We start from the raw sequence: 11,879 nt of genomic DNA, 5'->3' as shown, positions 1-11,879 counted from the left end.
TTCGGACACTTTGGGTAGGAATCGGTACAGATGGTCGTGTGTACTGAAGGTGGTCCTTCCACCTCATTGAACGGAGTGTTCGCGTGGCTCAGCCCGCCGCCGTGCTGTTCGACATGGACGGCACGCTCGTCGATTCCGAGAAGCTCTGGACCATCGCGCTCGACGACTACGCGGCGCATCGAGGCGGGAGCCTCTCGCAGCAGACCCGCGAGGACATGGTCGGCTCCAACATGACCCGCAGCATGCGCCTGCTGCTCGTCGACCTGGGCCTGCCGGACGGGAACTCCGAGATCGCGGGCGCCGCCAGCTGGGTCGCGCGCCGCATGACCGAGCTGTTCGGCGAGGGCCTGCCCTGGCGGCCGGGAGCCGAGGAGGCTCTGGCCCGCGCCAAGGAGCTGGGGCTGCGCACCGCGCTGGTGACCTCCACGATCCGCCCGCTCACCGACCTCGCGCTGGACACCCTGGGCCACGACTCCTTCGACGTCACCGTCTGCGGCGACGAGGTCGACGGCAAGAACAAGCCCGATCCCGAGCCGTACCTCAAGGCCGCTCGCCTGCTCGGCGTCGACCCCGCCGACTGCGTCGCGGTCGAGGACTCGCCCACCGGCGTGGCCTCCGCCGAGGCCGCGGGCTGCGCGGTGCTGGCGATCCCGTGCGAGGTGCCGCTGTCCCCCGGTCCTCGCCGCACGCTGCGCGACTCGTTGGCCGATGTCGACATCGCAGCGCTGGGCGAGTTGCTCGCACCGGCCGCGTGAGCGGACCGGTCCCGATCGTGCTGGCCGGCCACGGGCCGGTCGGCCGGGCCTACGCCGACCTCGTCGCCGAACGAGGGCGGCAGCACGGCCTGGACCTGCGGGTGGTGGCCGTGCGCGGCCGGGAACGCCAGCGCGAAGCGGGGGTGTGGGGACCGCTCACCGACCTGCCCGAGCTGCTGGAGCGCACCGGCGCGCGGGTGTTCGCCCAGGCCGTGCCCCCCGACGGCGACGGCCGCGCGGCGCGGGAGGCGCTGCAGGCGCTGAACGCGGGTGCCCACGTGGTCACCGCGACCAAGTCGCACCTGCTCACGCACTGGAACGAGCTCGCCGCAGCGGCGGACGCCGCCGGTCGGTCGGTGCGCGTCTCGGGCGCCACCGGCGCCGCGATGCCCGCCGGTGACCTGGCGCGATCGGTGCTGCGGGGCTTCGACGTGCGCGCGGTCTCCGGCTGCGTGAACGGCACCGCCACCTTCGTCCTCGACCGGCTCGCCGACGGCGCGGACCTGGACGGCGCCGTCGCCGAGGCGCAGCGCGCGGGCATCGCCGAGGCCGACCCGAGCTACGACCTCTCCGGGGGCGACGCGGCGACCAAGCTGCGGCTGCTCAGCGCCCTGCTGTGGGGTTGGGACCCGGCTGACATCCGGGTCTCCGCCGAGCCGATCGCCCCTCCGCTGCCGTCCGTTCCCGCAGGCCACCGGCTGCGGCAGGTCGCCGGCGCGGTGCGCGACGAGCCCGGCGTGGTCCGGGTGGCGTTGACGCCCGAGCCGGAGGTGTCCGCACTGGGCGCGCTGCGAGGGCCGGAGAAGGCGGTGCGCTACGACTGCGGTGACGCCGGCCAGGTCACGGTCTCCGGAGGCCGCTCCAGCCCGCACGGGGCCGCGCTTGCGATGATCAAGGACACGCTCGGCGCGGTCCTGGAAGCCACCACCGGCTTCCGCTGATCGGCCGTGATCGAGCCCGCAAACGGACGGGTCCGATGCGAACCCGCCCAGGACGGATGCAAGGATCGAGGACTGTGAAGACCTTCGACGAGTTGTTCGCCGAGCTGCAGGAACGTGCCCGGACCCGCCCCGAGGGCTCCTCGACGGTGGCCGCGCTCGAATCCGGTGTGCACGCCCAGGGCAAGAAGGTCCTGGAGGAGGCCGGCGAAGTCTGGCTGGCCGCTGAGCACGAGTCCGATGAGGAACTCGCCGAGGAGATCTCGCAGCTGCTCTACCGGCTGCAGGTCATCATGCTGGGTCGCGGACTGTCCCTAGAGGACGTCTACCGCTACCTGTAGATCAACACCGAACACGAGGAGAACAGGTTCAATGCTGCGCGTTGCAGTGCCCAACAAGGGCACGCTTGCCGGTCCCGCGTCCGAGATGCTCGCGGAAGCCGGGTACCGGCAGCGCCATGAGCAGCGGGACCTGACCGTGATCGACAACGCCAACGAGGTCGAGTTCTTCTTCCTCCGGCCCAAGGACATCGCCATCTACGTCGGCTCCGGCGAGCTCGACCTCGGCCTGACCGGCCGCGACCTGGCGCTGGACTCCGGGGCTCCGGTCGACGAGCGGTTGGCGCTGGGCTTCGGCGGATCGACCTTCCGCTACGCGGCCCCGGCCGACGCCGGTGAGTGGACCGTGGCCGACCTGCAGGGCAAGCGGATCGCCACCTCCTACCCGCGGCTGGTCTCCGACGACCTGGCCCGGTACGGGGTGACCGCCGAGGTGATCCGGCTGGACGGGGCGGTGGAGATCTCCATCCAACTCGGCGTCGCCGACGCGATCGCCGACGTCGTCGGCTCGGGCCGCACCCTGCGCCAGCACGGCCTGGTGGCCTTCGGCGACCCGATCTGCAAGTCCGAGGCCGTGGTCATCGAACGCCGCGACTCCGACCAGGTGCAGGCGAAGAACCAGCTGATCGCGCGGCTGCAGGGCGTGGTGTTCGCGCAGCAGTACGTGATGCTGGACTACAACTGCCCGAAGGACCTGCTCGACGACGCCACGAAGATGACCCCGGGCCTGGAGTCGCCGACCATGGCACCCCTGGCTGACGAGCGGTGGGTCGCGGTCCGCGCCATGGTCTCCCGCAAGGACGCCCCGGCGATCATGGACCGCCTCGCGGCCGTGGGGGCGAAGGCGATCCTGTCCTCGGACATCCGGGCCTGCCGCCTCTGACGGGCCGTTCTGGTCCGAACGCCGATCGCGGACGTTCGGACCAGAACCGCGCCTTGGTGCTCCATTCGGGCGAACCGTTCTCCCGATCGTGTTCACCTCGCTCACGCCGAGAGAGGCTGGGCGAGGTGAGCGCGAGTTCGTCCGGCGCCTCCACGGTTGTCACACCTGCGGGGTAGTTTCGAACGTGACGATCTTGGACGACGCCCATGGGGGTTGGCACGCATATGGCAGTAGTGGTCCCGGGGAAGACGCCTCCGCAGTGGCAGCTCTACGCAGGCATGCCCTGCTGGATCGAGCTGATCACCACCAACCTGGACAGGGCGCGGGAGTTCTACGCGAACCTGTTCGACTGGGAGTACGAGACCCACTCCGACCCGGCTTCCGGGGAGCACGTCATCGCCCTGCGCGACGGGTTCCCGGTGGCGAGCCTGCGCGCGGCCTCCGGTGATCAGTCGATGTGGCGGCTCTACCTCGCGGCCGCCGACTGCGCCGAGAAGGTCGCCGAGGCCGAGCAGCACGGCGCGGTGCAGACCGTCCCGCTGAACTCGGTTCCCAAGGTGGGCCGCAAGGCCGTCATGGTCGGTCCTTCCGACGCCGAGTTCGGGCTGCTGGAGCCGGAGGAGTCCTGGCAGTTCGACGTCGGTCTGCCGGGCACCCTGATGTGGGCCGAGCTGGTCACCATCAAGGCGCAGACCGCCGACAACTTCTTCCAGGAGCTCTTCGGCTACACCGCGGAGCAGTTTGGCACCGAGAACCGCTCGGACTACTCGGTCTGGTACCTGGGCGACGAATCGGTGCTGGCGCGGGTCAGCATGATCCGCGACTTCATCACCGAGTCCACGCACCCGCACTGGCTGCTGTACCTGGGCGTCGACGCCGAGATCGGCACGGACGAACTGGTCCGCACCGCCATCGCCAACGGCGGTCGCGTCCGCGTCGACCCGTACGATTCCAGCATCGGCCGCGTGGCCGTGCTCCGGGACCCCACCGGCGCTCGCTTCGCGGTCATCGACCCGAGCCAGGCAGGCGACTTCGGCACCGCGGCCAATTACGACCCTTACGAGGACTGATCTCTTTTTGCTTGGCGGTGCGGGTAGCGGAACCTCAGACGCCTTCTGGCTCCGGGATCCGCGACTGATGTATGCCCAATTACACGGCGCTGCGGCTGTCCTCACCAGAAGACGTCTGAGAACCCGCGGCGGTGCAAGTTGCTCAGGTGGTGAAAGAGGAAACGACTTCGTCGCTTGCCTGACGCTCGTTCCGCTGTGGGACAGGGCCTGTCAGTCCGTTCGGTCCAGGATGGACTCTTCGTTGGTGGCGGGGTCTTCCGGCCAGCCCGGGTAGGGTGGCGGGGTTCCGCCGAACGCCGGGCAGAGGGCTTTGTGATCGCAGTAGTCGCAGAGCTTGCTCGGATTCGGCCGGAAGTCCCCGGTCTTGCCCGCGCGCAGGATCGCCTGCCAGATCGCCTCGAGAGTCCGCTCGAAGCGGCGCAATTCGTCCTCGTCGGGGGCGTAGGCGAGCTTCTGCTTGTTCGCCAGGTACATCAGCAGCAGCTGGCGGGGGATCTCGCCGCGCAACCGCCACAGCACCAAGGCGTAGAACTTCATCTGGAACATCGCCTTGGCTTCGCCGATCTCGCGCGGCGCGTTGCCGGTCTTGTAGTCCACCAAGCGGATCTCACCGGTCGGCGCGACGTCCACCCGGTCGATGAAGCCGCGCAGCAGCACGCCCGAGGGGAGCTCGGTCTCGACCCGCAGCTCGCACGCCTCCGGCTGCAACCGCTGCGGGTCCTCCATCTCGAAGTAGGCGTCGAGCAGCCCGCTCGCGGACTTCAGCCACTTGGCCAGCTCCGGGTCGTCCGGGCCCTCGAAGAGCTCGGCCAGCTCCGGCTGCTCGGCGAGGATCTCCTCCCACGCCGGCGCCAGCAGGTCCCCGGCCTTCTGCCGGTCGCGCTGCTCGGTGGGCAGGCCGTAGAGCCGCTCCAGCACCGAGTGCACCACCGTGCCGCGCACCTGCGCGCGCGTGGCCTTCTCCGGCAGCCGGTCCACCGCGCGGAAGCGGTAGAGCAGCGGGCACTGCTTGAAATCCCCGGCCCGCGACGGCGAAAGCGCCGGACGCCGGCGGGTCGCCTGCTCGGGTTCCTGCTGCGCGGTCTCAGCCATGAGCACTGACCCTAACGAAACCCCCTGACAGGAGATCGGCGCGGGAGGGGCGTGGTCGCGAAATCCGCGAGAACTCCGATCGCTCCACCCGGGCGTAACAGCTCTCTTACCTCCGACCTACTACCCTTCGCACATGCCGCCGACCGCTTCCTCGCCCGTCCGGCCCAGGCTCAACGACGGGGGGCTGCTGTTGTGCCGGGTGGCCGGCGTTCCGGTGCTGCTGTCCACCTCGTGGTGGCTCGGCGCCGCGCTCATCGTGCTGCTCTACACGCCGATGGTGGGCCGCATCCTGCCGGGCGCCGGGGTGTGGGAGAGCGCCGTGCTGGCGGCGGTGTTCACGGTGCTGCTGGCGGCGTCGGTGCTGCTGCACGAACTCGGCCACTGCATCGTCGCCCTGCGGATGGGACTGCCGGTGCGCCGCGTCCGGCTGTTCCTGCTCGGCGGGCTCTCCGAGATCTCCCGCACGCCCCCCAAGCCCGCCCAAGAAGGGTTGATCGCCGCTGCCGGACCGGCGGTGTCGCTGGTGCTGGCGGGCGCGACCGGCATCGCCTGGTACGTCATGACGCCGGGCGGCGCGATCTGGCTGCTGGTCGCGCAGACCTGCGTGGCCAACCTGGCCGTCGGCGTGTTCAACCTGCTGCCGGGCCTGCCGCTGGACGGCGGCCGGATGCTGCGCGCGCTGCTGTGGCGGATCACCGGTCGCCGCGTCGCGGGCACCACCGCCGGCGTCATCGGTGCCGGAGCCGTCGCCGTCGCACTGCTGGTCTACGCGCTGATCGGGTTGTTCAGCGGAGCGGACGACCAGTGGCTGCGGCTCGGCGTGTGCGTGCTGATGGCCTGGTTCGTCGTGGCCGGGGCCAGCGCCGAGCACCAGGCGGAGCAGCGCCGCCGGTGGCCCAGCGGCCTGGAGCTGTCGGACCTGGTGCGCCCGGTGCTGCAGCTGCCCGCCGAAAGCCCGGTCGCCGACGCGCTGATGGCCGCCGCCGGACGCGGCGTCGTGCTGGTCCGCGCCGACGGCATCGCGGTCGGCCTGCTCGACCAGACCGCCGCCGAGCGGTTGGCCACGCACGCCCCGCACGAACCCGCCGAGCGCGCCGCGGAGCCGGTCGAGGCGGACACGATCCTGCTGGACAGCGAGTCGCCGGACGTGGTGCTGGAGCGGGTCCAGGCGGTGCTCGCCTGGCAGTTCCTGGTGATCGACGAGGAGGGCAGGCCCAGCGGAGTCCTCCGCCGCGAGGACCTGCGCTCGGCACTGCGCTCCCGCCGGGGGTAGAGGCCTGCCCATCTGCGACGATGGTTCGCCGTGCATCGAGCACGTCAGGCGAGCGTGGAGAAGGTAGGCAGCACTTGAGCAGCACCGTCAGCGGTGAGTTCCAGCCCGGCGACCGGGTCCAGTTGACCGACCCCAAGGGGCGCAAGTACACGGTCGTGCTGGAAGAGGGAGGGGAGTACCACACCCACCGCGGCGCGCTCGCGCACGACGACCTGATCGGGCAGCCGGAGGGCTCGGTCGTGGTCTCCGCGGGCGGCACCTCGTTCCTGGCGCTGCGCCCGCTGCTGGCCGACTACGTGCTGTCCATGCCGCGCGGAGCCCAGGTCATCTACCCGAAGGACGCCGCCCAGATCCTGATGTGGGGTGACATCCGGCCGGGCGCGAAGGTGCTGGAGGCCGGTGCCGGATCCGGCGCGCTGAGCTGCTCGCTGCTGCGCGCGGTCGGTCCGGAGGGCAGCGTCACCTCCTACGAGGTGCGCGAGGACCACCACGAGCACGCCGAGCGCAACGTCAAGCGCTTCTTCGGCGAGGTCCCGGAGAACTGGGACCTGCGGCTCGGCGACCTGCTGGAGTACGACGGCGAGCCCGTCGACCGCATCGTGCTGGACATGCTGGCGCCCTGGGACGTGCTGGAGCTGGTCAAGGAGAAGCTCAACCCCGGCGGCGTGCTGATCGTCTACGTGGCCACCACGACCCAGCTCTCCCGGGTCACCGAGGCGATCCGCGAGCAGCAGAACTGGACCGAGCCGCAGGCGTGGGAGACGCTGCTGCGCCCCTGGCACGTGGTCGGCATGGCCGTCCGCCCCGAACACCGCATGGTCGCCCACACGGCGTTCCTGCTCACCAGCCGCCGCCTCGCCGACGGCGTCACCCCACCACGCGTCCAACGCCGCCCCAGCAAGGGCTGACACCGACGCGGAACGGCCTCTGTAAAGCGCGTTCCAAGGCCTTGCAGAACGTGTGATCTATGGGAACTGGAGCAGACCGGACGCTCGGCTGGGAGACCAGCCGAGCGTCCGGCGCTTCGGGTATGGAGCGCCTCATCCGATTTCTCGAAGCGGTCCGGCGGCCACGCACAATTGACTGGGCGACGTAATCAATTCTGCGGCCTGTGAAATCGGGGTAATCCTATGCGTTGGTGTGCAGGGCTTGACCCTTCACCACCTTGCTCGCTGGCATCCCTCACTTGCGTGGTCTGGGTTAACCCCGTGATTTGCAAGTGCTTGAATGCAGATTCCCATGTTCACCGGAAGGGTCCCAACATTTGAATCAGCAACGTTGTCGCAGTTGTTGATGACGATCGGGCCCACTTCGTATCCCATGCTGGCCAGGTACATCTGACAGTCCGCAGCGGTTGCCTGTGCTGGCGTGGAGATCGCGATCATGATTCCTGCAGCAGTTGCAGCAGATCCAAAGAGCGCGGCAAATCGCCTTGCTGTGTTGTGCACACTTTCCCCTGAAGTTGCGTGAATTGAACAGGTGGAGAGTAGTGCTTCGGTGATTCGCCTGTCCTTCGAAAACTTCGGGCTGGCAATTTCTTGCCAGTCTGAGTGGGGTAGCCGATGGAATGATGGATCTGTGGCGGTAGGTATCTGGAACCCCCTGCGAGCACGTGCGCGGTGTCACGATCCAACGCACATGGTTGACGCTGACATCAGGACGGCCCGGACCGAACGTTCGGTCCGGGCCGCCCTGATGTCAGCGGGTCAGCAGATCTTCCACTCGCTGCCTTCGACGACGAGCTTGAAATCCTCGTCCAGCGGGAACGGTGGCATCTGGCTCAGATCCCTGCCCATGATCTGGCCGGTCGCTCGCATTTCGCCGGTGACCTTCGCGCTGGCAGTGTTGTCACCGTTGTCGACGACATTGCCGAGGGTCGCGTGGAAGGACAGTCCGTCGACGAACTTCTTGACGTCGGCGTCCGTCATTCCCAGCTTTTTGAGCTCGGCGACGTCGCCGCCCTTGCCCTCCATCGTGTCGATGACCTCTTGCAGTCCCGCTCGCTCCTTCTTGCAGCTGACGGACTGCAGTGCAGTGAAGTCCTTCGCGTTGATGCTCTCCACGGCCTGCTGCGCGACGGGTCGAGGATCGCCCGGGCCGCCGGTGAAGGCGAGGACGAGCGCGATGATCACGCCGATGACGACCAGGCCGCCGACGCCGCCCAGGACCCAGGGCAGCGGGGACTTCTTCTTGCGCGGCTGACCGCCGTAGCCGGGCTGGCCGTACGGGCTCGGGTACGGCTGCTGCGGGTATCCCGCCTGCGGCTGCTGCGGGTACTGCTGGCCCCCGCTGGGCGGGTAGGCGCCGCCGGGCTGCGGGTACGGCTGGGTGCCCGGCTGCTGCGGGTACTGCTGACCGCCGCTCGGCGGGAACTGCCCGCCGGGTTGCTGCGGGTACTGGCCACCGGGCTGCTGCCCCCATCCGCCCTGGCCGGGCGGCTGCTGCGGTGGGTACGTCACTGGTGTTCCCCCTGAATCTTTTCTGTTGTTCCCCTCGATGCGCCCCGGCTACTGGCCGAGGTCGCAGACCTTCCACTCGCCGTTCTCGACGACGAGGCCCATCGTCTGGTCCACCGGCTGTGACGCCCCATCGGCCTCGTAGGTTCCGGTCAGATCCGCCGAAGCCTTGTCACCGTTGCGGGTGACCTCGCCGAGGCGGACGTCGAACTTCCACTGCTTGAGCTGGCCGATGGCGGTGTCGAGCTGGGTCTTGTTGGACTCGCAGAACAGCTCGCCGACGGTGCCGAAGTCACCCGCGTTGACCTTGGCCACGACCTCCTGGGCCACCGGACGCGGTTCGCCCGGGCCGCTGCCGAGCCAGAAGTAGACGCCGACGCCCGCTCCGGCGAGCACCAGCACGGCCGCGACGATCCCGAGGACCACCGGCAGCTTCGACTTCTGCGGTGCGGGCGGTTCGACGTCGCCGAAACCGCCGGGCTCCTTCAACCACGAACCGGGGCCGAACTCGCTGCCCCACTGCGGTGGCATCGGCTGACCGACCTGCGGCGGCTGCGCGGGCTGCGGCTGACCCGGGTGCATCTGACCGGGTTGTCCCTGCTCCGGGCCCTGCTGGCCCCAACCGGTGTGCTGGTTGCCGTACCAGTTGGGCTGCTGCTGCGGGGCGCCGGGAGGTTGAGGGGGGAATCCGTTCCCCGTGGGTTGCTGCCCCCACCCGCCCTGTCCAGGCTGCTGCGGCGGATAGGTCATGGACTCCTCCCAGGAGTGTTCTTGCGGCATTCGACGCCGGTTGTGCGCTAGCGGCGGTAAGTAGACCAGAGCCTTTGGGCCCGCGGGTGCGGAGTATCCGGATTACAACTCCATGGCCGCCTCGACGGAGTCCGGAATGTCCGGACGCCCGGAGTTGTTCCAAATGATGGGAGAAGTGCGGAGGCTCCGGACGGAAAATGCCACCCGGTTGCCGGAGTCGTTAACCCGGATGATCGCAGAGCGCACATGAGCGCTGTGGCGCAACGGAAAAACCCGTGGTCGCGGGGTTTCCGCAGGGGTGTCGGAGGTCGTTCGGGAGTATCGAACGGACCATGATCGACAACCCACCGTATCCGCCCCGACCAGCCAGGATGCAACGCGCCGGGAACAAACGTCTTTAGACCGTGTGTATTCGGAGATTTCTGTGGCACGCTGGGCGATCCGGCGGACACCTCACGACGCCGCCGTCGTCGGTGATCGCCGGTACCGTGGTGGTACGAGCACGGGAGGAGGGTGCCGATATGCAGCACGACCGTCCCGGCAGCCGGCCTGAGGAGGGCGACGGCGAGCAGGGTGCGGGCTCCGCGGAGCTCCGCAGCCAGATCCGTCTTCTCGAAGACGAGGTCGCACTGCTTCGCCGCAGGCTCAACGAGTCTCCTCAACAGGCGCGCCTGCTGGAAAAGCGGCTGGCCGAGGCATCCGAGAGAGTGAGCCAGCTCACCGAACGGAACGCCAAACTCACCGAGACCCTGAAGGAAGCGCGGGGCCAGCTGATGGCACTGCGCGAGGAGGTCGACCGCCTCGCCCAGCCCCCGAGCGGGTACGGCGTGTTCCTGCACGCCTACGAGGACAGCACGGTCGACGTGTTCACCTCCGGTCGCAAGATGCGGGTGGCGGTGTCGCCGAACGTCGAGACCGGGGACCTGCGGTTGGGGCAGTCGGTGCGCCTCAACGAGGCCCTCACGGTGGTCGAGGCGGGTGCGTTCGAGCAGACCGGTGAGGTGTGCACCTTCCGGGAGGTCCTGTCCTACGCCGAGGGCGAGAGCCCGCGCGCGCTGGTGATGGGGCACACCGACGAGGAACGCGTCGTGTGGCTGACCGAACCTCTGGCCGACTCCGGGCTGAAGGCCGGCGATTCGCTGCTGGTCGACAGCAAGGCCGGTTACGCCTACGACGTGGTGCCCAAGGCCGAGGTCGAGGACCTCACCCTCGAGGAAGTGCCGGACGTCGGCTACCGCGACATCGGTGGCCTGGCCGGGCAGATCGAGCAGATCCGCGACGCCGTGGAGCTGCCGTTCCTGCACTCCGACCTCTACGTGCAGTACCAGCTGCGCCCGCCCAAGGGCGTCCTGCTCTACGGGCCACCGGGCTGCGGGAAGACGCTCATCGCCAAGGCGGTGGCGAACTCCCTGGCCAAGAAGGTGGCCGCGGCGCGAGGCGACGACGATGGTCAGGCGAAGTCCTACTTCCTGAACATCAAGGGCCCCGAGCTGCTCAACAAGTTCGTCGGCGAGACCGAACGGCACATCCGGATGATCTTCCAGCGCGCTCGGGAGAAGGCCTCCGAGGGCACGCCGGTGATCGTGTTCTTCGACGAGATGGACTCGATCTTCCGGACCCGCGGCAGCGGTGTGTCCTCCGACGTGGAGACCACCATCGTCCCGCAGCTGCTGAGCGAGATCGACGGTGTGGAAGGCCTGGAGAACGTCATCGTCATCGGTGCCTCCAACCGCGAGGACATGATCGACCCGGCGATCCTGCGCCCCGGCCGGCTCGACGTGAAGATCAAGATCGAGCGTCCGGACGCCGAATCGGCCAAGGACATCTTCTCCAAGTACCTCACCACCGAACTGCCGATCCACGAGGAGGACCTCAAGGAGTTCGGCGGCGACAACGCCGCGTGCCTGGACGCGATGATCCAGGCCACGGTGGAGCGGATGTACGCCGAAACCGACGAGAACCGGTTCCTGGAGGTCACCTACGCCAACGGTGACAAGGAAGTCCTGTACTTCAAGGACTTCAACTCCGGCGCGATGATCCAGAACATCGTGGACAGGGCCAAGAAGGCGGCGATCAAGTCGGTGCTGGAGACCAACCAGCCGGGCCTGCGGGTGCAGCACCTGCAGGACGCCATCATCGACGAGTTCGCCGAGAACGAGGACCTGCCCAACACCACCAACCCGGACGACTGGGCCCGCATTTCCGGCAAGAAGGGCGAGCGGATCGTCTACATCCGCACCCTGGTCAGCGGGAAGAACCAGGAATCCGGCCGAGCGATCGACACCGCGACCAACACCGGCCAGTACCTGTAGCTCAGGTGCCGC

Annotated in this window: 11 protein-coding genes; 8 read left to right on the top strand and 3 right to left on the bottom strand. The window is 68.7% G+C overall.

The features are described from left to right. Positions 1-83: 83 nt before the first annotated feature. The 5 genes from E1181_RS10375 (at position 84) to E1181_RS10355 (ending at position 3,984) form a co-directional block, all read left to right on the top strand. Positions 84-755: an HAD family hydrolase gene (locus E1181_RS10375; RefSeq protein ID WP_268952451.1), complete on the top strand. Its 672-nt coding sequence runs from the start codon at positions 84-86 to the stop codon at positions 753-755. After that, positions 752-1,696 (top strand): homoserine dehydrogenase, encoded by a 945-nt coding sequence (locus tag E1181_RS10370; protein WP_132673770.1) that lies wholly within the window; start codon positions 752-754, stop codon positions 1,694-1,696. The genes E1181_RS10375 and E1181_RS10370 overlap by 4 nt, the downstream gene beginning before the upstream one ends. 74 nt (positions 1,697-1,770) lie before the next feature. Next, positions 1,771-2,034, top strand: a complete 264-nt coding sequence (locus E1181_RS10365) for a phosphoribosyl-ATP diphosphatase (protein WP_132622409.1) — start codon at positions 1,771-1,773, stop codon at positions 2,032-2,034. Between the two features lie 31 nt (positions 2,035-2,065). Next, a complete protein-coding gene (gene hisG, locus E1181_RS10360; protein WP_132673769.1) occupies positions 2,066-2,914 on the top strand; it encodes an ATP phosphoribosyltransferase in 849 nt (282 codons plus the stop codon). A 224-nt stretch (positions 2,915-3,138) separates the two neighbouring features. Next, a complete protein-coding gene (locus tag E1181_RS10355) occupies positions 3,139-3,984 on the top strand; it encodes a VOC family protein (protein WP_132673768.1) in 846 nt (281 codons plus the stop codon). Positions 3,985-4,194: 210 nt separating this feature from the next. Here E1181_RS10355 and E1181_RS10350 read toward each other — a convergent pair whose 3' ends face one another. Then, positions 4,195-5,076 (bottom strand): RecB family exonuclease, encoded by an 882-nt coding sequence (locus E1181_RS10350; protein ID WP_132673767.1) that lies wholly within the window; start codon positions 5,074-5,076, stop codon positions 4,195-4,197. Positions 5,077-5,209: 133 nt separating this feature from the next. Between E1181_RS10350 and E1181_RS10345 the strand changes: the two genes are divergently transcribed. Together E1181_RS10345 and E1181_RS10340 are read left to right on the top strand one after the other, a co-directional pair. Beyond that, positions 5,210-6,349, top strand: coding sequence for a site-2 protease family protein (locus E1181_RS10345; RefSeq protein WP_132673766.1), 1,140 nt, complete (start codon positions 5,210-5,212; stop codon positions 6,347-6,349). Between the two features lie 74 nt (positions 6,350-6,423). Then, a complete protein-coding gene (locus E1181_RS10340; RefSeq protein WP_207922097.1) occupies positions 6,424-7,257 on the top strand; it encodes a tRNA (adenine-N1)-methyltransferase in 834 nt (277 codons plus the stop codon). Between the two features lie 798 nt (positions 7,258-8,055). On the opposite strand, the gene E1181_RS10335 is transcribed toward E1181_RS10340, so the two are convergent. Both E1181_RS10335 and E1181_RS10330 read right to left on the bottom strand, forming a co-directional pair. Continuing rightward, entirely contained in the window at positions 8,056-8,808 is a 753-nt protein-coding gene (locus tag E1181_RS10335) for a hypothetical protein (protein WP_132673764.1), read from the bottom strand. Between the two features lie 48 nt (positions 8,809-8,856). Next, positions 8,857-9,555 (bottom strand): Rv0361 family membrane protein, encoded by a 699-nt coding sequence (locus E1181_RS10330; protein ID WP_132673763.1) that lies wholly within the window; start codon positions 9,553-9,555, stop codon positions 8,857-8,859. A 521-nt stretch (positions 9,556-10,076) separates the two neighbouring features. On the opposite strand from E1181_RS10330, the gene arc reads away from it, so the two are divergent. Further along, positions 10,077-11,867, top strand: coding sequence for a proteasome ATPase (gene arc, locus E1181_RS10325; RefSeq protein WP_132673762.1), 1,791 nt, complete (start codon positions 10,077-10,079; stop codon positions 11,865-11,867). Positions 11,868-11,879: the final 12 nt, after the last annotated feature.

The organism is Saccharopolyspora terrae, assembly GCF_004348435.1.
In the GTDB taxonomy this organism is placed as follows: domain Bacteria; phylum Actinomycetota; class Actinomycetes; order Mycobacteriales; family Pseudonocardiaceae; genus Saccharopolyspora; species Saccharopolyspora endophytica.
The sequence above is the reverse complement of the archived record's forward strand: the minus strand, read 5'-3'. Positions and strand labels throughout refer to the sequence as shown.